At 48.5% G+C, this 21880-nt stretch carries 21 protein-coding genes; 11 read left to right on the top strand and 10 right to left on the bottom strand.

Annotated features, from left to right (window positions below):
- Window positions 1-24: 24 nt before the first annotated feature.
- The gene (locus B5M13_RS21330) at window positions 25-1002 is read left to right on the top strand and encodes a GlxA family transcriptional regulator (protein WP_080057592.1); all 978 of its coding nucleotides are present in this window, start codon (window positions 25-27) and stop codon (window positions 1000-1002) included.
- A 20-nt stretch (window positions 1003-1022) separates the two neighbouring features.
- Window positions 1023-1412 (top strand): RES family NAD+ phosphorylase, encoded by a 390-nt coding sequence (locus tag B5M13_RS21335; protein ID WP_080057593.1) that lies wholly within the window; start codon window positions 1023-1025, stop codon window positions 1410-1412.
- Window positions 1413-1435: 23 nt separating this feature from the next.
- On the opposite strand, the gene B5M13_RS33545 is transcribed toward B5M13_RS21335, so the two are convergent.
- The 7 genes from B5M13_RS33545 to B5M13_RS21365 all read right to left on the bottom strand — a co-directional run bounded on the left by B5M13_RS33545 (window position 1436) and on the right by B5M13_RS21365 (window position 9618).
- Window positions 1436-1582, bottom strand: a complete 147-nt coding sequence (locus B5M13_RS33545) for a hypothetical protein (RefSeq protein WP_179950457.1) — start codon at window positions 1580-1582, stop codon at window positions 1436-1438.
- A gap of 697 nt (window positions 1583-2279) precedes the next feature.
- A complete protein-coding gene (locus B5M13_RS21340; protein WP_080057594.1) occupies window positions 2280-3881 on the bottom strand; it encodes a hybrid sensor histidine kinase/response regulator in 1602 nt (533 codons plus the stop codon).
- A 356-nt stretch (window positions 3882-4237) separates the two neighbouring features.
- Window positions 4238-4456: a response regulator transcription factor gene (locus B5M13_RS21345; RefSeq protein WP_080057595.1), complete on the bottom strand. Its 219-nt coding sequence runs from the start codon at window positions 4454-4456 to the stop codon at window positions 4238-4240.
- Between the two features lie 107 nt (window positions 4457-4563).
- Entirely contained in the window at window positions 4564-5541 is a 978-nt protein-coding gene (trpS, locus tag B5M13_RS21350; protein WP_080057596.1) for a tryptophan--tRNA ligase, read from the bottom strand.
- A gap of 85 nt (window positions 5542-5626) precedes the next feature.
- The gene (locus B5M13_RS21355) at window positions 5627-7894 is read right to left on the bottom strand and encodes an NADP-dependent malic enzyme (RefSeq protein WP_080057597.1); all 2268 of its coding nucleotides are present in this window, start codon (window positions 7892-7894) and stop codon (window positions 5627-5629) included.
- Between the two features lie 75 nt (window positions 7895-7969).
- Window positions 7970-9001 (bottom strand): hypothetical protein, encoded by a 1032-nt coding sequence (locus tag B5M13_RS21360; protein ID WP_080057598.1) that lies wholly within the window; start codon window positions 8999-9001, stop codon window positions 7970-7972.
- A gap of 200 nt (window positions 9002-9201) precedes the next feature.
- Window positions 9202-9618, bottom strand: a complete 417-nt coding sequence (locus B5M13_RS21365) for a hotdog fold thioesterase (RefSeq protein WP_080057599.1) — start codon at window positions 9616-9618, stop codon at window positions 9202-9204.
- A gap of 143 nt (window positions 9619-9761) precedes the next feature.
- Between B5M13_RS21365 and B5M13_RS21370 the strand changes: the two genes are divergently transcribed.
- From B5M13_RS21370 to B5M13_RS21395, 6 genes are all read left to right on the top strand, one after another.
- Window positions 9762-10400 (top strand): histidine phosphatase family protein, encoded by a 639-nt coding sequence (locus tag B5M13_RS21370; RefSeq protein ID WP_080060022.1) that lies wholly within the window; start codon window positions 9762-9764, stop codon window positions 10398-10400.
- A gap of 150 nt (window positions 10401-10550) precedes the next feature.
- Window positions 10551-11639, top strand: coding sequence for a sensor histidine kinase (locus tag B5M13_RS21375; RefSeq protein WP_080057600.1), 1089 nt, complete (start codon window positions 10551-10553; stop codon window positions 11637-11639).
- A gap of 90 nt (window positions 11640-11729) precedes the next feature.
- Window positions 11730-12464 (top strand): LytR/AlgR family response regulator transcription factor, encoded by a 735-nt coding sequence (locus B5M13_RS21380; RefSeq protein WP_080057601.1) that lies wholly within the window; start codon window positions 11730-11732, stop codon window positions 12462-12464.
- 82 nt (window positions 12465-12546) lie between these two features.
- Window positions 12547-13347 (top strand): DUF3298 and DUF4163 domain-containing protein, encoded by an 801-nt coding sequence (locus tag B5M13_RS21385; RefSeq protein ID WP_080057602.1) that lies wholly within the window; start codon window positions 12547-12549, stop codon window positions 13345-13347.
- Window positions 13348-13483: 136 nt separating this feature from the next.
- Complete coding sequence (locus tag B5M13_RS21390; RefSeq protein ID WP_080057603.1) at window positions 13484-15022, top strand: glycosyltransferase family protein; 1539 nt, start codon at window positions 13484-13486, stop codon at window positions 15020-15022.
- Entirely contained in the window at window positions 15019-15306 is a 288-nt protein-coding gene (locus tag B5M13_RS21395) for a hypothetical protein (RefSeq protein WP_080057604.1), read from the top strand. The genes B5M13_RS21390 and B5M13_RS21395 overlap by 4 nt, the downstream gene beginning before the upstream one ends.
- Window positions 15307-15334: 28 nt before the next feature.
- On the opposite strand, the gene B5M13_RS21400 is transcribed toward B5M13_RS21395, so the two are convergent.
- Window positions 15335-16771, bottom strand: coding sequence for a glycosyltransferase (locus tag B5M13_RS21400; protein ID WP_080057605.1), 1437 nt, complete (start codon window positions 16769-16771; stop codon window positions 15335-15337).
- Window positions 16772-16912: 141 nt separating this feature from the next.
- Between B5M13_RS21400 and B5M13_RS21405 the strand changes: the two genes are divergently transcribed.
- Window positions 16913-18451 (top strand): DUF2079 domain-containing protein, encoded by a 1539-nt coding sequence (locus B5M13_RS21405; protein ID WP_245859430.1) that lies wholly within the window; start codon window positions 16913-16915, stop codon window positions 18449-18451.
- Window positions 18452-18470: 19 nt separating this feature from the next.
- Here B5M13_RS21405 and B5M13_RS21410 read toward each other — a convergent pair whose 3' ends face one another.
- Together B5M13_RS21410 and ald are read right to left on the bottom strand one after the other, a co-directional pair.
- Window positions 18471-18953 (bottom strand): group II truncated hemoglobin, encoded by a 483-nt coding sequence (locus B5M13_RS21410; RefSeq protein WP_080057606.1) that lies wholly within the window; start codon window positions 18951-18953, stop codon window positions 18471-18473.
- 157 nt (window positions 18954-19110) lie between these two features.
- Complete coding sequence (gene ald / locus B5M13_RS21415) at window positions 19111-20244, bottom strand: alanine dehydrogenase (RefSeq protein WP_080057607.1); 1134 nt, start codon at window positions 20242-20244, stop codon at window positions 19111-19113.
- Window positions 20245-20416: 172 nt separating this feature from the next.
- On the opposite strand from ald, the gene B5M13_RS21420 reads away from it, so the two are divergent.
- Together B5M13_RS21420 and B5M13_RS21425 are read left to right on the top strand one after the other, a co-directional pair.
- Window positions 20417-20878 carry an Lrp/AsnC family transcriptional regulator gene (locus B5M13_RS21420; protein WP_080057608.1) on the top strand — a complete coding sequence of 154 codons (462 nt, stop codon included), beginning with the start codon at window positions 20417-20419 and terminating at the stop codon, window positions 20876-20878.
- A gap of 91 nt (window positions 20879-20969) precedes the next feature.
- Window positions 20970-21686, top strand: a complete 717-nt coding sequence (locus B5M13_RS21425; protein ID WP_080057609.1) for a DsbA family oxidoreductase — start codon at window positions 20970-20972, stop codon at window positions 21684-21686.
- Window positions 21687-21880: the final 194 nt, after the last annotated feature.

The following is a 21880-nucleotide window of genomic DNA, read 5'->3' on the forward strand; positions in this document are numbered from 1 at the left end:
GTAGTTTTGACCAAAAAACGAGTCATGAAACACGTTACTATACTGGTTCCCAAAGGCAACGCCAACCTCAGCAGCATAACTGGTTCGCATGAAATTCTGACCAGCGCGGACGCGTACTGGCAGCGGCAGGGCAACAAACCCAGGCTGGAGGTTACCTTGGCCAGTACGGAGTCTGAACTAAAGCTGGATGCCGGGTTTGTTACGGTGCATCCGATCCATATCCAGCAGATCAAGAAAACGGACCTGCTGATTATTCCATCGGCGCCCTACTCGGCGCAATTGATCCGGGAGAACGAAGCGATGATCGGCTGGATCAGGGAGCAGTATCTGGACGGGGCCGAAATTGCGAGTATGTGTACCGGTGCTTTTTTGCTGGCGGCTACCGGCTTGATGGACGGCAGAATGTGCTCGACGCATTGGAGTGCGGAAGCCAGTTTCAGGCAGTTGTTCCCCAAAATCAACCTGCAGGCTGATAAACTCATTACGGCCGAAAAAGGCATCTATACGAATGGTGGAGCGTACTCTTTTTTAAACCTGATCCTGTTTTTAGTCGAAAAATACTTTGATCGGCAGACGGCTATCTACTGTTCCAAACTATTTCAGATTGATATGGAGCGCAGCTCGCAATCGCCTTTCTTTATTTTTCAGACCCAGAAAAATCATGGCGATGCCCTGATTGAACAGGCGCAGACGTACATTGAAGAAAATCTAAGTGGAAAGATCTCATTTGAGGCATTAGCCGCTGAACTAGCCATCAGTCGACGCAATTTTGACCGTCGTTTTATCAAAGCCACGGGCAATACACCTGTCGAATATTTGCAGCGGGTAAAAATCGAAGTTGCTAAAAAATCATTGGAGAAAGGTCGCAAATCAATTTTCGAAGTGATGGACGAAGTTGGTTATTCCGACGACAAAGCGTTCAGAGAGGTGTTCAGAAAGATAACCAGCTTATCGCCCCTGGAGTATAGAGCCAGATACAATCAGGAAGCTACATCTGTATAGTGATCGTATAAGGAGTACAGCTGTTTGGGGGTCGGTGGAATCCAAGGGGATATTCCTTACTCTATACGACCTTTTCCCCAGCTCCGGCTTTAGGCGAATCGTTGGTGCACCAACCTCGGGTTAAGTGCGAAAAGCTGCCGAAGCTATTTCTGTTTACCCTGAAGATACCCGATGACTCGTTAACCACTTGGTTGCTGGATGACTTGCCTGCTTACTGGAATGAGGAAAGCGATGAACGAACTCAGTGGATTTTACGGGATTGGCTAAATGAACCCACCACCTTGGTGGCGGCTGTCCCGTCTGTGGTAGTGCCGATGTCCTACAATTATTTGCTCCATCCTGCTCACGAGGCTTTTGGTCGAATTCGCATTGTCCATCAGGAACCTTTTCCTATCGAACGTCGACTCTAGTAGCAGAACGATCTATAATTCCGTCATAAGAAAATCTGTACGTCGTCAAGTTTCTGTAAGGCATTAAAATAGCGCTCAATGAGTTTTTTCAGGCCCATTTCACTCCCCGCTTGTAGCTGTTGCCAGTACAGTAAATCCAGGTTAGCCTGAGTTTGTACATGCGTTTTCATCGAAAAGACCGATTTAGTGAAGAGTTGCAAATCATTGTGGCATCACGCAAACGCGGACAGAGCCGCGTCGGCCTTAACCGATTATCGGTTTATTCCATCTTACTTAAACCTGATGAGTCAATCAGCGATCAACTAAAAAAGCGTAGCTGATTATTTTCTACCCAGCCCCATGCCCTTACCTCGTCCCGGCTTCCATATTCCAGACAGGCCTACTTCCTGCTTTTAATACCGACTTATCCTAACTTTCTTTTCGTTCAGGCCGTTGCCTTCTAATTGAAACATTCTGATTCAACAAAAATTACCAATCTGCTTTTCTTTATTGCAGTGAACTATTTTTATCCTGATCAATGCGGTTAGTCTTACCTGGGCAAGCCAGCAAACCAGACTAACTGAATTATACAGAAAGACGGGTTGCCAACATATGGGGGCATTCAACCAGATACGCTTATGTTTTTATTGGCGCCCTATACCGAAGACAAGTTACATCGTCGTTTATATTTAGTGGCGTCTCATTGGAAACCGTCCTTGACATGATCAATGCCCCGGTAAAGCAGTCGCCCCAAAGCCATCAGGAATGTCCCTGTAGAATCCAGCAGCTCGTTCAGCGTATTGGGTGAAAACGTTAACCCGTTTCAACCGCTAAACATCCTATAAAGGCCACTAAAATAGTTCAATCAAACGCCTACAACGATCCTACTTACCGCCATTTACCCTTTATTGAAGCCAATAGATTCATCAGCACCTTGAAGTCCACAGGCTTAACGAGATGCTCGTTAAAACCGACCTGTTGACTTCGTTGTTTGTCTTGTTGCTGTCCGTAACCCGTCAGGGCAACAATGAATATGGCTTTACCCCAAGGTTGCTGGCGAATCTGTTGACAGACTGCGTAGCCATCCAACCCCGGCATACCTATATCCAGCAGCAATACGTCGGGGCGAAGTTGTTCGGCAGCTTGTATCGCTTCCTCCCCGCCGTAGCGCGTATGCGTTTCATACCCCTGACGCCTGATAAGCATGGCAGTTGTATCAGCCAAATCCCGATTGTCATCGACGACTAGTAGCCGAAATGAATGCATAACAGCTTCCGATTTATCGGTTGAATGCTTTAGCGTCGAACTCTGGTCAGACAAGGCTGGCAAACGAACGATAAACTCACTACCCTGGCCTAATCCGGCACTTTGAGCTTCCACACACCCACCATGCTGTTCAACCAGTTGTTTGACAACCGTTAATCCCAGGCCCAACCCACCCTGTGGTCGATCCAGTGACGTATTCCCCTGAACAAATACCTCAAAAATACCCGTCAACTGATCAGAGGTCAAGCCAACGCCATCGTCGCGAATATGCACCAGGGCTTCCGGGGCCACCCCGGCTACCAGTTCCAGGGTGATCCACACATGGCCACCTTCACGAGTATATTTGACGCCATTGGTAAGCAGTTTTACCAGTACCTGATTAAGCCAGGTCGCGTCTCCATTTACATAAACTGGCTCCGTTGGCAGGTTAACAAGCAACTGACGGTTCTGACTTTCATACAACGCCTGTATACCTTCAACGGCCTGATTGATCAAAGTACCAAGCTCAACCCGGCCCCATTGAAGCGGTATAACGCCCCGACTGATACGGCTCACATCAAGCAAATCATCGACCATACGCTGGAGCTGAACGATTTCCTGATTCATCATCCTAATCGCTTTGGGCAAAGACAGGCTCGTGTCCTGACCTTGCGTTAACTCCAGTAATAGCAGTGTATTATGCAGGGCAGCCAATGGATTCTGCAGTTCATGGCTGAGCATGGCCAGAAATTCATCTTTTCGTTGGTCAGCTATTTTCAATGCTTCTTCTGCCTGTTTCTGGGCCGTTAAATTCCGCATCACTTTAACCAGGCCGATGATTGTTCCGTTCTGTTCCTGTAAAGGTGTTGTAACGCCTGAACCGTAAAAGCGCGATCCGTTCTTTCGCATGTGCCAGCGTTCGTTTTCGGCCCTTCCCTCCTGAACTGCTGTACGAGCCTCCGCCTGAGGCACCCCCATATCCCGGTCTTCTGGAACAAAAAGTATGTCGCCCGCCTGGCCAATAATTTCGTCTTCTGCATAGCCAAACATCGCTTCTGCACCAACGTTCCAACTGCTAACCCTGCGTTCCAGATCAAGCGTGAAAATAGCGTAGTCTCTGGCACTTTCCAGGATTAGGCGTTGCCGTTCTTCCGACTGGCGGAGTGCCTGTTGGAGCCGCACCTGATCGGCGTCGCTATTCAATTGGTCGAATGCCGAATCTGAACGTTCTGACTCGTTAGCCATATAGCGTATAATCAAAGCCTACGAATGGCCACAAGCACTCAAGCTAATTGGATCCTAAACGAGCAGGCATGAACACTGCTCCTAAAACGAACCGATGGATATAGGGTTCTGAGCAATTGGGAAACGGTCTTCATTTGAGAAGAGTCCTAACGGAACGGTCAGTATAGAATAAATGCTATTCCGTTTATACTGCAAACCCGTTTACAAAGCAGAAGCCCGTATTTACCGATACGATAAGTGGAAACGTTAGTATAGGGATAATTGGGGAGCAGGCACTGCATAGCAAAGCTATTTCTGAAAAACACTCATTGGGAAGCGCTTTTCAGAAATAGCTTCTGTTACTCTACTATCTTTTCTTACAGCGCCACGATACCCGAGCGCACTGCCCATAACGCCAGGCCAACCCGACTTTTTACCTGTAACCGATCAAAGAGTGATTCGCGGTATCCATCTACGGTGCGAGGGCTGACACACATTCGGTCAGCAATTTGAACATAGGTCAGTTCAGAACAGGCCAACTGCACAAACTGTGTTTCGCGCTGATTTAGTTTTACAGAATTGAATTGAACATGCATAGTATGGAGTGAGCTTATGAATGGTTATTTATTTAGTCGACTGAATCTAACCAAACAAAAACACTAATTCCAAATCACATGAGTTAACGGTAGCTTTTTGTTCTTTTCTAACTGAATCCCAGCTTTTTGCGTACACGTTCAATGGTCTGACGAGCAAATAACCGCGCTTTTTCTTCACCAGCTTTTAGTTCAGCTTCCAGCGCATCATTGTTTGTCATGTAATAATTGAACCGCTCTCGCTCTTTAGCAAACTGGTTCAGGATCAATTCATAAAACGCCTTTTTGGCCATGCCATATCCGTAATTTCCACCTTCATACAGGCTCCGCATTTCGGCAATCTGCGAATCAGAGGCCAGTAGCGAATACAACTGAAAGGTTATGTCTGTATCTGGGTTTTTGGGCTCTTCCAAAGGTGTCGAATCTGACTTGATCTTTTTAATAACCTTCCACAACTCATTTTCGGGCAGGAAAATATCGATGTAGTTGTTATACGATTTACTCATTTTAGCCCCATCGATACCGGGTATAGTCATCAACCGATCGTCGATACGCGCTTCGGGCAGCACGAACACCTCTTCGCCATACTGATGATTGAATGCGCTGGCGATGTCGCGGGTCATTTCGATGTGCTGGCGCTGGTCTTTCCCAACGGGAATAATTTCTGCATCATACAGCAAAATGTCCGCAGCCTGCAATACCGGATAAACAAACAGCCCCGCATTCACCCCCGACAACGCTCGATCCGACTTCTCCTTGAACGAGGTAGCATTGTTGAGCATAGGAAAGGGCGTAAAACAGCTCAGGTGCCAGGCCAGCTCGGTATGCTCGGCCACCCGCGATTGCCGCCAGAATGTGTTTTTTTCGGTATCCAGCCCAAACGCCAGCCAGGTAGCAGCTACCGCCCGCGTGAACTCCCGACGCATATCGCCATCTTTGATGGTTGTCAGCGAATGCAGGTCGGCTATAAACAAAAAGGATTCATTATCAGACTGTTTCGACAGCTCAATGGCGGGTTTGATAGCCCCCAGAATATTGCCTAAATGCGGTCGCCCGCTGGATTGGATCCCGGTTAAGATACGTGACATAATTATAAGTATTCGGAGTGAGGAGTGAGAATGCTGGCGCAAGCCAATGATTGCCGGATGGATTCTCGCTTCTCTTTGCTACTATTTATTTCCCCTGTGCCTCCACGACGGCGATGGCAACCATATTGACGATTTCGCGTTCGGAGGACCCCAACTGCAATACATAAACGGGCTTACGAATACCCAGCAAAATGGGTCCAATAGCGTCGAAGCCGGCAGCTTCACTCATCAGGTTATAGGCAATATTAGCGGCTGACAGGTTCGGAAAAATAAGCGTATTGGCCCCCTCACCAACCAGCTTACTAAACGGATGATTCTGTTGGAGAAGCTCCGTGTTGAACGCCAGGTGAGCCTGGATTTCGCCATCTACGATTAAATCGGGATGCTTTTTCTGCAAAATTTCAACGGCCCGATTCATTTTCTCTGCGTCTTCGCCCTTCGCACTGCCAAAATTGGAATACGTAACTAAGGCAATACGTGGTTTAATATTGAATCGCTCAACCGTCCGGGCCGTTAATTCAGTTATTTCGACAATTTCTTCAGCCGTAGGGTTAAAATTAACCGTCGTGTCCGAAAAAAACAGAGGCCCCCGTTTCGTCAGCAGGATATACATCCCCGCTACTTTCTTAACCCCGGACTCTTTGCCAATGATCTGTAAGGCCGGACGAATCGTATCTGGGTACGAGCGAGTTAAGCCCGAAATCAGGGCATCAGCTTCGCCTGTTTCGACCATCATGGCACCGAAGTAGTTGCGGACATTCATCGTTTTCCGCGCTTCAGTTGGATTCACTCCTTTACGTTTCCGTTTTTCAAAAAACAGGTCACCAAATCGCTGAATGAGCGCATCCTGCTCAGGCGACCGTGGATCAAGAATGGGCGTATCGCCCAAATCCAGGCTGTTTTCGCGGATGAGCTGTTCAATTTTGGATTTCTCGCCAAGTAATATAGGATACGCAATACCTTCGTCCCGCACCTGCTGGGCCGCTTTTAATACTTTCAGGTTTTCGGCATCGGCAAATACCACCCGCTTCGGACTCGCCTTGGCTTTACTCAGAATCACCCTCGAAATCTGGTTGTCCTGCCCTAACCGACGGGCCAATTGCTGTTCGTACCCTTCCCAGTCGGTAATCGGTAGACGCGCCACGCCTGAATCCATTGCCGCTTTGGCCACTGCCGGTGCAACCGTCGATAGTAAACGGGGGTCAACAGGTTTAGGCAGGATATAATTTCGGCCAAAAATCAGGTTCGACTCCCCATAGGCCAGGTTAACCAGATCAGGCACAGGCTTTTTTGCCAGGTCGGCCAGCGCGTAGGTGGCTGCCAGTTTCATGGCTTCATTGATTTCGGTGGCACGTACATCCAGCGCCCCCCGGAATATATACGGAAAACCGAGTACGTTATTCACCTGATTGGGGTAATCGGAACGACCCGTAGCCATAATAATATCGGGCCGGGCCGCCATCGCATCGTCGTAACTGATTTCAGGATTCGGGTTTGCCATGGCGAACACAATGGCATCCGTTGCCATTGTGCGAATCAGATCCTGACTGACAATGTTCCCTTTCGATAGTCCGACAAACACATCAGCTCCGGTGAATGCATCGGCCAGCGACTGCACAGGGCGGGATGTGGCAAACGGGCGCATGATGTCGCTCAGATCGGTTCGGTCGGTTGTCAATGGGCCGTTCACATCGAACATGACCATATTCTCGTGTTTGGCCCCCAACGCAATGTACTGACGAGCGCAGGATATAGCCGCGGCCCCCGCTCCCAGAATGACGAACTTCGCCGTTTCGATAGACTTATGAACGAGTTCCAGGGCATTCAACAACGCAGCACCGCTCACAATAGCCGTTCCATGCTGATCGTCGTGCATGACGGGGATGTTCATTTCGCGCTTCAACCGTTCTTCGATCTCGAAACACTCCGGCGCTTTGATGTCTTCCAGATTAACGCCCCCAAAGGTGGGTTCGAGAATTTTAACCGTACGAACAAACTCGTCGATATTCTTGGTATTCAACTCAATGTCGAACACATCAATGTCGGCATAAATCTTAAACAGTAGCCCTTTACCCTCCATAACGGGCTTACTGGCTGCGGCTCCTATATCACCTAACCCCAGTACGGCCGTTCCGTTGCTGATAACTGCTACCAGATTGCCTTTGGTAGTGTATTTGAAGGCGTCGTCGGGATTGGCTTCAATAGCCAGACAAGGTTCGGCTACGCCCGGCGAATAAGCCAGCGAGAGGTCGCGCTGGGTGTTGTATTCTTTACTCGGAATCACTTCCAGTTTACCAGGGCGCCCTTTGGCGTGGTAATCGAGCGCATCTTCGCGACGAATTTTCTGCTGCATACGGATTGTGTAGTTGATGAGCTTTGTTGTACCCTTTGGGACCGCGAAGGTACGGAAACTAAGCGGAGTGGTGTATCACGATCGGTCTAATACTTTCGGCTGAGCTGTATATACCCAGCCTGCCCAGCAAAAAAGGAGTAGTACACCTAAAAAAGCCGTTCGCTGTCCGGGTTTGGTGTGTGTTGGTTCCAGGGCGGTTATGGCAGCCCGAAGCCGGAGACCATTCAGCTGCTCAATCCCGAAGACCGAAATATGGTTGAAATTATCATACTTGTCGCCCAACGTCAGCGGTTCGGTTCTTAACAGTTTTTTTCGGTAATCGCTGTTCCGAATCAGCACCCGGACTGATCGGTTTATAGCAACTTCCTGCTGCAACATACGCAGGTCATCCGCATAGGCTTTCCGACTGATGTAAAACTCAAAATCAGGCCAGCTACGTAGCCGAATCGTAAATCCTTTCAGTACACCCCGATCGGCATCCGGCCTTATACGATCCAGTGTACTGGTCACGGATATAAGCGGTGCAGGCTGCTTGGTCTCAGGGTTATGAGCCAGATACCCGTATACAATGTTGGCCACAATCAGCACACTCAGCCCCCCAATCAGCCACCGTAACCGATTCCGTTCTACCCTTGTGATTACCCGTTGCCGGGGCACTATAGCTTTATGGTCGGTAAGCCGGGCTTTCAAGAGTTCATAAGCCTCAAAATCAATGGATCGGATCGTAAAATAGTCTCCAGGCAGATAGATCACCAACGCCTGGTAGGGCCCTCGCCTATCCTGATCCAAATATTCGTGATAACCTTCGATCGAGTCGTAAGCGAACTGTCGGGCAGGTTGCGTCCATTTTTTTACGGTGAACTGTTGAGGACCTAACGTGATCACTATGGTTTGTTTCCAGGCTTCCGCCAGACAAATAATCCAGACAAATCCAAACAGTACCAACCAAATCGGTGCCTGACTCAGGTCGGGGTAAACCTGACCATTTGTTGCCACTTTATAAGGGATGTACAGAAGGGCGACCAAAAGCCCAAACAGAAATCGGTGCAACCATAGCCAGCGACTCCTGATTCGAAACGTTTCTTCATGTTGAGTAAGTGTAATCATTGTATTTTCGTCTAAAACCTGAACCCTTTATGACTATCGCTCCTATCCAGGCCTAGTCAATCTTTGTAACGAATACTCCTTATAGCTACTAAGACGTATAAAACGTCAATAAATACTTAGCCGATCCTACAGCCAGCCTGGTATGATCCGCTATAATTAGCTAAGCAGAGATCTAGCGCTTTGGTGTTTGGAAGAGATCGTTATACGCTAATCACTGCAACCGTCAACCGGCTCACGCAAACGAGTTTATTGTGTTCGTCAGTAATTCGAATATCCCAAACGTGGGTAGTACGTCCGGCATGAATGGGAGTACAACGACCATATACCCAGCCTTCACGTACGGAGCGAATATGGTTGGCATTGATCTCCAGACCCACGGCCCGTTGCTTTGCCGGATCGTCCAGTAACATATAGGATGCCACACTGCCCAATGTCTCGGCCAGTACAACGGAGGCTCCCCCATGAAGAATACCAAAGGGCTGATGGGTTCGTTTATCGACGGGCATTCGGGCAGTCAGATAGCCTTCACCGGCTTCAAGGAATTCTATACCAAGGTGTTTGGCGATTGAGTCATTATGAATAAACTCGAGTGCATTCAGGTCAAAGCCAGCTTTCATGTTGTTTTGGTCCAATTTCCAGGTTTCAGGTTTACTAAGTCATGGTAACCCAAAACTTAAAACCTGAAACAATTTATAACCTGTTTTTTTTGTAATTTTGCGGCTCAAATTTGACAAAAATTGCCGATAGGCAAGGGGGCAGCTTGACACAAAAAACAATTTATCTGATTCGCCATGGCGAAACAGACTTCAACCGACGCGGTATAGTTCAGGGAAGTGGCGTCGATTCAGACCTCAATGAAATGGGCCGAGCCCAGGCAATGGCCTTTTTTCTGGCGTATCAGCATGTGCCATTCCAGAAAATTTACATCTCCGGCCTAAAACGTACCTATCAGACGGCCGAGCCCTTTATTGAACTGGGTATTCCATATGAAAAACTTACTGGCCTCAACGAAATTAGCTGGGGCATTATGGAAGGCAAAGCTCCTGGCAACCTGGATAACGAATATTACCGCGCCCTCATCGAAGCCTGGGAATCGGGACGCACCGACCAGCCTACTGAGGGTGGTGAAAGTCCAGACCAGGTAGCGACCCGCCAAAAAGAAGCCATCGACGCCATCCTGTCTCATCCTGGCGAAGAAACGGTTCTGATTGCCATGCATGGTCGGGCTATGCGTATTCTGCTTAGCTGGATCACCAATCAGCCACTGGCGCACATGGACCAGTTTGAACACAGCAACGTCTGTCTGTACAAACTTCTCTATGATTACGAGTCGACCACGTTTACGATTACTCAGGCCAACGATACGGCCCATCTGCTATCCCTGGCACTGATTCAATAAGCCCCTATCTGACTTTAGTGGTTACCAGTCAACAATCATCATCGGCCGATAATCCAGGTATATTTCCATTAATAATTGCCGGAAACCAATTCTGTGCTGAAACACGTATATTCGTCAATAGTCCAGTAATTAGTGGAGAATGAAGTGAGTATGTCAAAGCAGAAAATATATTGGTTCTGTCAGCTATTTGGCTGGTCTCTCCTGATGACAGTAGAGTATACGGCTTATTTGCTACAGGACGGCTTCGATCCTGACGCATTATACCTGGCAATTGCCAATATTTTTCTGGGTATTAGCCTTACGCACTTGTATCGGCTCATGATCCGACGCTGGAATTGGGTACGACTGCCTTTTTTCCGGCTGGCCCCCCGTGTGCTTTTGTCAATTTTTGTGCTCGCACTCATTATGACAATGGTTAACCTGCCAATGGACCGGCTCATCGTACCGCAACATCTGGCCGACGAACCCTGGCTCGTTATCGGCTATATCATGACCTGGGGCAAAACAATGCTCACCTGGGTGCTTACCTACACCGCTTATCACTACGTCGAGCAAAATCGGAACGACGAAATAGAGAAACTGCTGCTCAAAACCAGTGTACGCGAAACGGAAGCCAAAGTCCTGCGTTCACAGTTAAATCCGCACTTCGTTTTTAATGCCCTCAACAGCATCCGGGCACTGGTTTTTGAAAACCCAACCAAAGCGCAGCAGGGTATTACGCAGTTGTCCAATTTACTGCGAAACTCGCTGCTCGCCGACCGACGAAAAACAGTGGAATTGCGCGAAGAGATCAAAACCGTAGAGGATTATCTATCGCTCGAAAAAGTTCGTTACGAAGACCGGCTTACGTCTTATATTGAACTCGACAGCCGGACACTTTTCTGGCAGGTTCCCCCCATGATGTTACAAACGCTGGTCGAAAACGCGATCAAACATGGTGTCTCAAAAGCCGTTGGAGGTGGATTCATTGATATTCGGTCGAGCCTTGAAAGCGATAAGTTGCATATTACCATTCGCAACACCGGTGTGCTGGGCGACAAGGAAGCTTCGGGTGGCTTTGGACTGGCCAATACGTCTCAGCGTCTTGATTTATTATACGGTCCTGAAGCCCAATTCAAGATTTATCAGGAAAACGATACCCAAGGCGACGGGCCTATTGTGTGTGCCGAAATTACCATCCCTGCCCAGTCGGAGGGTATGTTCCGACGTGAAAAACAACCGCTGGGAGCCCGGAGTTAGGTGCTAAACGTGAGAATCCTGACGTAAAAAACGATTACCGGATAGATTCTCATTCCTCGCTCCAACCCCTTGTCCCTACCCCTCTAAACTATGAAGACACTTATTATTGACGACGAACGTTTAGCCCGCAACGAACTCCGCAGGCTTCTCGAAAACTTCCCCAAAATTCAGATTATCGGAGAAGCCGCCAATGCGGACGAAGCCTTGCCCATGATCGAAGAACTGGAGCCCGAGCTACTGTTTCTAGACATTCAGATGCCTGGAAAAAACGGCTTTGAGCTACTCCAGTCGATCGAAGGCAAAACGCCGGAAGTGATTTTTACGACGGCCTATGACGAATACGCCATTAAAGCGTTCGAGTTCAATGCGCTCGATTACCTCCTCAAACCCGTCGAACTATCCCGGCTGTCGGAAGCCATTCATCGGGTCGAAGAAGAACAGCATATTCCTGAGGCAACGGGCCAAGCGGTAGGTATTTCGACAAAAATTCTGGGCGAAAATGACCAGGTTTTTGTCAAAGATGGCGAAAAATGCTGGTTCGTCAAACTCGGCAAAGTGCGACTGTTCGAGTCAATGGGGAACTACGTCCGGCTCTATTTCGACGACCAGAAACCATTGGTTCTCAAATCATTAAATGCACTTGAAGATCGTCTGAACCCAACCACGTTCTTCCGGGCCAATCGCAAACATATTATTAACCTTCAATGGATCGAAAAAATCGAGCCCTGGTTTAGTGGTGGATTGCTGGTTACGCTACGCGGGGGCGATAAAATCGAAATTAGCCGCCGACAGGCTATTCGGTTTAAAGATTTGTTAAGTTTGTAATAGCAGCTACCTGAACGTGAATGGTTAATTGAAAGACCAGGGACAAGCTCGTAGCGCTTCCTTGATTAGCCCTTGACGCTTCATGAAGCATATCCCATATATCGTTTTGCTGGCGGGTTTAGCCAGTATGTTTGCTGCTTGCCACACCGCTCAAAGTGACCCTCCGGCCTTAGATCGTCAGCAGTATACGCTGGGCAGTCCTACCCCCTGCGACACGACAACCAATACGGGAGTGGATGTATCGGTGTCGTACATCCAGTTGAAAGACGATACGGAAGGCGCTCGTAAAATCAACGACAGTTTACGATTGCTGGCGGTGAACAGTGTGGTCAACTGGCTCGACAGCGCTACCATCGCCAGCCATCCCGATGTTCATAGTAACCTGGCGAAAGCCGCATCGCTTTTTGCCAAAGATTACGAAGTAATGCGGAAAGACATGGGTAGCCTGGGGGGATGCTGGGAGCTGGAAACCAGTGCTGATACGATGCATGTTGGCCCCAAAGCCTTAACTGTAAAGGTCGAAACCAGAGCCTATACGGGTGGAGCCCATCCGAACTCAAACCTGTCTTTTTATACATTTGACCGGGAAACGGGCCGGACGCTTACCTTAAACGACATGATTGCCGATACGACTGCTTTGCTCGGAGTCCTGGAGTCAGCCTTTCGACAACAACAACACCTTTTACCCCAGGCGAATCTGGAAGAGCAGGGCTACTTTCTGCGCGATGGCCATTTTTTCCTGCCAGCCAATGTAGGTACCAGCCGCAATGGACTGGTTTTCTATTACAATCCGTACGAAATAGCCGCTTATGCTGTCGGACCCATTCAGGTAACTGTCCCCTACGAAAAACTGAACGGTATTCTGCGTGACGACTGGCAATAGATCGGCTTTTCCCAACCAATTTACAGCGCCAACCCCATCCGGCTACTAACTGTACTGGTCACTGGCGCCATTATTCCCTATTTTTGCCCTTACAACGAGTCACGCTCCATGAAATGGAGATTCGTTTCCGTATTGTATGAGACCAAATTGGATTGGCCCCGTAGCCATCAGTAGCCTTTTTTTGCTCCTCTTCTTCTGGTTTAAAGTCGTTCGATTTCAGGCGTTGTATTATACGTACAACGATATGTACATTTTCCTTCAGGAATCGTATAGCTGGATGAATGGGCGCCCTGTTTTGTACGAAAATATCTGGGGCTACGATGATCGAATTCATAATAATTATGCCATGCTCCTGTGGGGGCCTCTTATCTACGTCTGGGGTGCCTATGGAGCCTTTTTCGTTCAGTTCGGTCTCACTCTGCTCAGTTATGTATTACTTCTACGTCACCTGGCCATTCGGTTAGCTAACTGGGCTTTATGGCTGATGCTGGCTGTACTGCTGCTGGGGCCGGTCTGGTTTTGGTTTTATGAACACCCCAATATCGGCTGGCATCCCGAACTGACATACTTCCCATTATCGATCCTCTTTCTGCTAGCTTTGGTGCACGCGCATACAGGCTGGCTCTTTGTAACAGCTACGCTTCTGGTACTAGTAAAAGAGGACGGGGCTTTGCTGGCTGGGGCAATTCATCTGGCATTCCTGTGTCTTCAATATCTGGTCACTAACCGGCAGCAATCTATCTTTGGTATTCTGACGAAACCCCGATTCTGGCTGGTGCTCGGTGGCTGGGCCTTACTGTTTATAGCCGGCATGGCTTTTTTATCCTTTAAAAACCATGCTGCCGAACCAGAGCCTCGTCTGCAACAGGCACTCAATGCTATCCATACCGGATTAACCTCCCGCGAGTTTATCCGTACCAATCTGCTGTTGTTTGCCCAGACACTGTTGCTGTTAGCGCCCCCAATTGGCGTATTGAACTATGGCTTATATCGCCTGGATTGGCGACAGGCGGGTAGTATCTTACTGGTTTACGGTGTTGGGTTGCTGCCTATTTTGCTGTCGAACTGGGTGCAGGGGGCTACGTATTATGGCACCAACGCCCTTTTTGATTTGGTATCGCTGACCTGGCCGCCCCGCTTTGTGCTTGTTTATGCCTTTTCGACCGTTTATACGATTGCTTTCTGGCTGCTGTACAAGGCAGATCGGGTATCAATCCAACGCTGGCAGTCAGTACGCATTGGTTTACTATTATTCATTATTCAGCTACCCATAGTACAGTATGCCCGCCCGGACTTTCGGTTGTTTACCATTCTGCGCGACAGTTTTACGCATCGTTTCGATCCGCAAAAAGAACCTCTGCTACCAGATGATGATGTGACTGTTGTCAAGAAACTGGCCCAGGCCATTCCTCCCCACTCCAATGTATTTGTGTTTGACTATCTGATTCCTTTATTTCACAAGCATTATAACATCTGGCCCACTGAAAAGCAGTGGGAAAATGCAGACCTGGCTATCATTCCGTCCAACGATTTTCAGAAACTTGGCGATCGTCTGCCTCGGGTGATGAAACACCCTTACAAACCGGTTCGGCTGAGTACCTATACCCTTTACGTTACCCCGGCCTACGAGCCTTATATAAACGCAGTACTTACTCCTAACGGCAACGCAAAATGACTTTCGACCAGTTTACAGCAACCCTGACCCAACCGCAACCCCCAACCAACTTACATCCGGTTTTACAAGGGCTTTGGTACGATGCCAACGACGATTGGGAACAGGCCCATTCAATAGCCCAGAGCCGTGAAGGCACCCAGGCGTACGACCGTCTGCATGCGTACCTCCACCGGAAAGAAGGTGACCGATTTAATGCCAATTACTGGTATCGTCGGGCGGGGGCTTCGTTTTTTACGGGTACATTGGATGAAGAGTGGGCGGCACTCGTCCAGCAGCATTTATAAATAGGGCAACTCAGTCCCAGCCAGACACTCAGATAAACTTGATTTTGTTCAAGGCGAAGAAGGTCATTTTCAGCAGGAGCCAGCCATGCTTAAACCGCGAGATATTGGTTTCGCCGTAGGTACGAGCCCGGTACCGAATCGGAATTTCGACAAACTTAAGATTCAGCTTAGCTGATCCAAAAATAAGGTCGAAGTCGCCAAACGGATCGAAATCCCCAAAATAAGCCCGGTTCGCACTTAGTCGCTGGTAATTGGCCCGCGTAAGCACTTTAGTTCCGCAGAGGGTATCTTTGATCCGCTGATTCAACAGCCACGAGAAGGCAATCGAGAAGAATTTGTTACCAATCAGATTCAGCGTCCGCATGGCTTCTTTTTCCATTGGATACACCAATCGGGTACCGTTGATGTACTCGCCCTTTCCGTTGGCAATGGCTTCGTAAAACTTGGGAAGATCTTCGGGGGGAACGGTCATATCGGCATCCAGGATCATCAGGATATCGCCCGTAGCCATACCAAACCCTTTCCGAACCGCATCGCCTTTGCCCTTACCTTCCTGCTGTACACACTTAATATCGTACTCAGGGGTATACTCGGCGGTTACGCGCTGAATTTCGGACCAGGTATCATCGGTCGAGTTACCTTCCACAAAAATCAGTTCCGTATGACTTCCCATAGCAGGCAGTCGCTGCACGATGGTTTCAATATTTCCTTTTTCGTTGCGAGCCGGAACGATAACGCTCACCGACGGCAGATCAACCGATTTATTGGCCTGCATACTACGAGCCACAATAAACGTACACAAGCCGAGCCGGTTGAAAAGAGGAAGATTAGCAATATACTTATTGAGCAGGCCAGACAAGAGCGGGATGTAGCGTGGCATCAAAAACTTCCGCCCTTCGCGAACGACATCAAATCCGGTCACATCGAGCAAATTTTCAATATCACCCCGGTCGAGCCAGTTTTGCCGATGTTCGGGCATTTTCAGGCCAATGGCTTCTGCTGCCGAGAGCAACGGCGTCCAAAGCTGGTTTCTATAGGTAATTATAATCCGCGTGTCGGCGTGGCAAACGCTGTGCAATTGCTTAAAGACCTGCTGAACGTCATCGAAATAGCCAATCGTGTCAGAGATAAGGATAAAGTCGAACACCAACCCATTCAGGTCCAGTTCTTTGGCGTCGGCTGTGCGCAAATCCAGTTTTGGGTACTTTTGCTGGCCATAGCGTATTAGCTCCGCAGTGGTATCGATACCCACTCCCAGAGAGGGCTGCAACTGATTCAACACATACCCTGTTCCACAGCCTATTTCCAATATTGATTGGTTGGCGGGAATGTTATATCTCAGAAAATTTACTAAAATGCGATAATAATAGCTGTTCCGCTTGATCCAATGTTCCCGCTTAGAACCTTGTAAGTCTGATTGAGTACTATTTACCGATAGATCTTCAACATGCCTGAATTCACTCATACTATTACGTCAGGAAGCGGGTGATTATGGGGGGTTAGCGTTAAAAAGACAAAAATCATGTGCATTCCTACCTACAAATAAAGTTATTTTATTTTTCAGTCACTCATACTGAGTCGCTTTTTTACCATACAGCCCCGATCCATGATGCCTAAAACCAACAGGCTATTACTCCTTGCATTGACCGCAGGTTTACTTTTTTTCGCGTTTAAACTGATTCGATTTCAGACCCTCGGCTATACATTCAACGACATGTATGCCTTTATCCAGATGTCGTGTAGCTATATGGACGGTCGGCCGTTTATGTACGATAATATCTGGGGCTTTCATCACCGTATCCACAACTATTATACGGTACTTTTTTGGGGGCCTTTTTGCTACCTGTGGGGAGCTTATGGCCTATTTGCCGTACAAGCTTTCCTCTTAACCGCTAGTTATGCATTGGTTTACAGGCGATTAGCGAATCGCCAGATACCCACCTGGGCCCGGCAGGGTTTGCTGCTCGTGATTTTATTGGGCCCGGTAGCCTTCTGGCTCAACGACCACCCTAACATTGGCTGGCATACCGAACTAACGTACCTCCCCTTTGCTCTTTTCTTTATTCTGGCGCTGACCAGTCGATCTGCATCCCGACAATACTGGGTGCCACTTACTGGTCTGCTTCTGGTGCTGATAAAAGAAGATGGCGCTGTGGTAGCGGCTTTGATTCACCTGGGCTGGTTAGCCCTTACATTTCGGCAGGAATCTGATCAACCGTTGATAAAATTGTTAAGCCAGGGAACGTTCTGGCGCATTGCCGGTACCTGGGTAGCTATTTTCCTGCTGGGGATGTTCTGGCTGTCCTGGAAAAATCACGCAGCAAAACCGGAACCTCGGCTTCAACAGGCCCTTGCTTTATTGACTCAAAATATTGCCACGAAGGCCTTCTGGAAAGAAATGCTGTTCTTACTGGGGGCCGTTATTGTACTGCTACTGCCAGCCGTAGGATTTCTGGCTTTACTGGCAAGGCAGCAACGCGCCAGCGTAATCTGGAGTTGGGTAACGATAGCCGGAGTTGGCTTAACTGCTTTAGTAGCACTGAATTTTGTGCAGAGTGTGTTGTATTATGGTCAGCCTCTTTTTTATCTGGTATCGCTGACCTGGCCTCCGCGGTTTGTGCTGTTGTGGGCGTTTGTAGCTGCTTTCCTGATTGCCTGCCTACTCATGTCAAGTGATCGAATCCCTCAGCGGGCCCCATCGGGTACAACAATAGCGCTACTGGGATTATGGTTCTTTCAAATTCCTATTGTATACATAGCTCGTCCCGACATTCCTCCTTTAAAAGATTGGGTGAGCCTGATACGCTATCGACCTGCAAAAGACAAAAACCCAGCCCTCATTCAATCGGCTGATCTGACGGCTATAAAGTGCATGGCAGCCCAGCTTCCTCCCCGGTCCAGTGTCTTTGCCTTTGATTATGTAATGCCCTTTTTTCATCGGCACTATGGCATATGGCCCACAGGTAATGCCTATCGTGCTGCCGATATTGCGATCATACCAACAACTGACCCGCAACACCTAACGCAGACGTCAGCCATGCCCAAAGCGGACACGACGTTCCGATTGAATGCGTATACGATTTATACCAGTCGTGCTTACGCCCCTTACATCGGTCCATGCCTATCTAACACTGGCCCAAACTAATTGCCTGAGTTGTGGAGCTTTAGGGAACGTATGGACCGCCTGTTTCACCCCATCCCCAGGTTGGCATAGGCGCGTCCAGTTCCTCATTTACAGAGTCAGCGTTTGAATTGATAACGGCTAGTCGGGAGCCCCACTCCAAATAACCCACTAATGCCGAACGGAACTCAGGATCATCTGGCATGCCAACGGAATCGGCCGTATCCAGAATCAGCTCAATCCAGCGCCGACGCTGGATTTCGGTCAGGTGTCGACCCACATGTTTACGAATCATCTGGTAGTGGTTTCCTTCCTCATGGCTATACCGGGCAGGGCCACGAAACACCTCGGCAATAAAATGGGCTACATGCTGAGCATGTTCGGGCACCATGTTTCGAAATACCGGCTCAAGGATCGAATCCTGTCCTACACGCTGATAAAACAGGCTGGTCCAGTCTTCAAAGTTTTCCATCCCTCCCACCCACTCGTATAAAGTAGGGATGGGTGTTTTTGGTTGAGTTTCCATACAATGGTTGCGGTTCGCTGGTAAAGCAAGTAAGCAAATCTAAATTTGTTTACTTGCTTTACTTCTACTGTTTTTAAAATAGATGCACAGCAAACTACAAAAAAAAGGCCACACCCCGAAGAGTGCGGCCTGCGTCTGTCGATGAATTAGTAATATCTTAATGTGTTAGTTCTTCTTCTGTAAGCACCGAGTTTACATCGGTCAGCGCCAGCCCAAAAGCATCGGCTACCCCTTTGTAGACCACTTTGCCTTCTACCACATTCAGACCCAGCTTCAGATCGGCGTTGTCGCGGCAAGCTTGCTGCCAGCCTTTGTTGGCGAGTTGAATGGCATACGGCAATGTGGCATTGGTCAACGCTACAGTGCTTGTATAAGGAACAGCTCCCGGCATATTGGCTACGCAATAATGCACTACACCGTCAATCACATAGGTTGGATTTTCGTGCGTTGTTGGGTGACAGGTTTCGATACAACCGCCCTGATCAACCGCTACATCGACCAACACCGTACCCGGCCGCATTTGCTTCAGCATTTCGCGGGTAATGAGGTGTGGGGCTTTAGCTCCCGGAATCAGCACAGCTCCTACGATTAGGTCACAGACTTTGATCATCTCCCGAATATTGTATTCGTTCGACATCATGGTCTGTACGTTTGGGGGCATGATATCCGACAGATACCGCAATCGGGGCAGGCTCACATCCATGATGGTTACGTGCGCACCCAGACCAGCCGCCATTTTGGCCGCCTGCGTTCCAACAATACCTCCACCCAGAATTAATACGTTGGCAGGCTTTACACCCGGTACACCACCAAGCAGAATGCCCCGGCCTTTCATTGGCTTTTCGAGGTACTTGGCACCTTCCTGAATTGCCATACGACCCGCAACCTCCGACATAGGCACCAGCAGAGGCAGGCTACGGTCAGGGCGTTCAACAGTTTCGTAGGCCAGACAAACGGCACCTTTCGCCAGCATGGCCTGGGTCAGTTCTTCCGACGATGCAAAGTGGAAGTAGGTAAACAGCAGTTGATTTTCTTTAATCAGGTCATATTCAGGAGCGATTGGCTCTTTGACCTTCATAATCATCTCGGCGATCCCGTACACCTCTTCGATGGTCGGCAACATAACCGCCCCAGCTGCAATATATTCCTCATCTTCAAAACCACTCCCCTCACCCGCATTCACCTGCACATAAACAGTATGTCCATGTTTACGGAGTTCAGTAACACCAGCCGGTGTAAGCGCAACGCGATTCTCGTTGTTTTTGATTTCTTTAGGAACGCCAATGACCATAGTGGCTTAAACGAAGGATTGTTGTACGTCGATAGCACAAAGGTAAAGCAGCTATAAACGTTTTCTAGTAGTTTTTATCTTTTCAGGAAAAGAGGCATTACCTTTATGTGTTTGTAGGAATTTTTCCTATTAAGAAAATAAATCAGGAACTCTTGCCGTAAAAATTCCGCTTATGGCTCTTGTCGACGCAACTGATCGGAAAATCCTGGACTTACTCCAACAGGATGCCCATCTGACCATTCAGGATATTGGTCGGAAGATCAATCTGTCTAAAACCCCCGTCCACGAACGCATCAAACGGCTCGAACGCGAGGGCGTTATTGAACGCTATGTAACCCTGGTCGATAAAAAAAAACTGGGTAATTCACTGATGGTTTATTGCCAGGTAACCCTCGATCGACAAACCCGCGATGCGTTTACCGCTTTTGAAATCGACGTACGCGAACTCCCCGAAGTACTTGAATGCAATCGGGTATCGGGCACATTCGATTACCTGATCAAGATCATCAGCCAGGATATGGATACCTACAACCATTTCTATCAGGAAAAACTGTCGGTCATTCCCGGCACCTTGCATATCAGCAGCTTCTTTGTGATGTCGGAGATCAAAAATTCGACTGTAATTCCGGTTTGATGCCTACATCGTGCCGAATCAGAAATTAACCTGTTCAGGAAGGAATTCGGGTTTAGTGGTGTTCTGTAATCATACCAGAATACCCCACGATATGGAAATTGAAATTTGGAGTGATGTGATGTGCCCGTTTTGCTACATCGGCAAACGAAAATTCGAAGCTGGCTTGGCCCAGTTTGCTCATAATAAGGATGTCAAAGTCGTCTGGAAAAGTTTTCAGCTCAATCCGGGTTTGAAAACTGACCCATCTAAAAATGTTAACCAGCACCTGGCCGATATAAAAGGCTGGAGCCTTCAACAGGCTGAGCAAATGAACAACCGGGTAACCGATATGGCCCGCGAGGTAGGTCTGGAGTATCATTTCGACAAGGCTATCGTTGCCAACTCCTGGGATGCGCACCGGCTGGTTCAGCTAGCGAAAACAAAGGGACTGGGCGATGCCGCTGAAGAGCGACTGTTTCGGGCCTATTTTACCGAAGGGAAAAATACGTCGGATCATACAACGCTGGTTGAACTGGGCACCGACATTGGCCTGGATGCATCAGAGGTTAGCCAGATGTTAGCTTCTACGGCCTTTAACGACGAGGTAAGTCATGACCTGTACGAAGCCCGGCAACTGGGCATACGAGGTGTTCCGTTTTTTGTTCTGAATCGGAAATATGCTGTTTCGGGTGCTCAGGCTCCGGAAACGTTTTTAGGTGCCCTCGAAACGGCCTGGACTGAATGGGACCAACAACATCCTAAACTCACCGAAGTAGCCGCTGGTGAAGCCGCCTGCACCCCAGAAGATGGCTGCGTATTGCCAGAGTAATAATCGTCGGAAAACACTGAGGCACGGATAGTACAGAGATACGCTATAAACCTCTTTGTTCTCCGTGCCTCAGTGTTTTTAACCAGTTTGAATGTTTGTTTTCTGGTTTGATTCCGGAAAGTTCAAACCGTTTTTAGGAGAAAATGAACCGTTGGGCCTTTATCAACCATGTACATGTATTTACGTTTCCTCTC

It is taken from the genome of Spirosoma aerolatum (assembly GCF_002056795.1).
GTDB lineage: Bacteria > Bacteroidota > Bacteroidia > Cytophagales > Spirosomataceae > Spirosoma > Spirosoma aerolatum.

Coding starts and splice junctions, on each gene's coding strand:
- B5M13_RS21330 (WP_080057592.1), top strand. CDS start 25: ATGAAACACGTTACTATACTGGTTCCCAAAGGCAACGCCAACCTCAGC.
- B5M13_RS33545 (WP_179950457.1), bottom strand. CDS start 1,582: ATGAAAACGCATGTACAAACTCAGGCTAACCTGGATTTACTGTACTGG.
- B5M13_RS21340 (WP_080057594.1), bottom strand. CDS start 3,881: ATGGCTAACGAGTCAGAACGTTCAGATTCGGCATTCGACCAATTGAAT.
- B5M13_RS21345 (WP_080057595.1), bottom strand. CDS start 4,456: ATGCATGTTCAATTCAATTCTGTAAAACTAAATCAGCGCGAAACACAG.
- trpS (WP_080057596.1), bottom strand. CDS start 5,541: ATGTCACGTATCTTAACCGGGATCCAATCCAGCGGGCGACCGCATTTA.
- B5M13_RS21355 (WP_080057597.1), bottom strand. CDS start 7,894: ATGCAGCAGAAAATTCGTCGCGAAGATGCGCTCGATTACCACGCCAAA.
- B5M13_RS21360 (WP_080057598.1), bottom strand. CDS start 9,001: ATGATTACACTTACTCAACATGAAGAAACGTTTCGAATCAGGAGTCGC.
- B5M13_RS21365 (WP_080057599.1), bottom strand. CDS start 9,618: ATGAAAGCTGGCTTTGACCTGAATGCACTCGAGTTTATTCATAATGAC.
- B5M13_RS21375 (WP_080057600.1), top strand. CDS start 10,551: ATGTCAAAGCAGAAAATATATTGGTTCTGTCAGCTATTTGGCTGGTCT.
- B5M13_RS21380 (WP_080057601.1), top strand. CDS start 11,730: ATGAAGACACTTATTATTGACGACGAACGTTTAGCCCGCAACGAACTC.
- B5M13_RS21385 (WP_080057602.1), top strand. CDS start 12,547: ATGAAGCATATCCCATATATCGTTTTGCTGGCGGGTTTAGCCAGTATG.
- B5M13_RS21390 (WP_080057603.1), top strand. CDS start 13,484: ATGAGACCAAATTGGATTGGCCCCGTAGCCATCAGTAGCCTTTTTTTG.
- B5M13_RS21395 (WP_080057604.1), top strand. CDS start 15,019: ATGACTTTCGACCAGTTTACAGCAACCCTGACCCAACCGCAACCCCCA.
- B5M13_RS21400 (WP_080057605.1), bottom strand. CDS start 16,771: ATGAGTGAATTCAGGCATGTTGAAGATCTATCGGTAAATAGTACTCAA.
- B5M13_RS21405 (WP_245859430.1), top strand. CDS start 16,913: ATGATGCCTAAAACCAACAGGCTATTACTCCTTGCATTGACCGCAGGT.
- B5M13_RS21410 (WP_080057606.1), bottom strand. CDS start 18,953: ATGGAAACTCAACCAAAAACACCCATCCCTACTTTATACGAGTGGGTG.
- ald (WP_080057607.1), bottom strand. CDS start 20,244: ATGGTCATTGGCGTTCCTAAAGAAATCAAAAACAACGAGAATCGCGTT.
- B5M13_RS21420 (WP_080057608.1), top strand. CDS start 20,417: ATGGCTCTTGTCGACGCAACTGATCGGAAAATCCTGGACTTACTCCAA.
- B5M13_RS21425 (WP_080057609.1), top strand. CDS start 20,970: ATGGAAATTGAAATTTGGAGTGATGTGATGTGCCCGTTTTGCTACATC.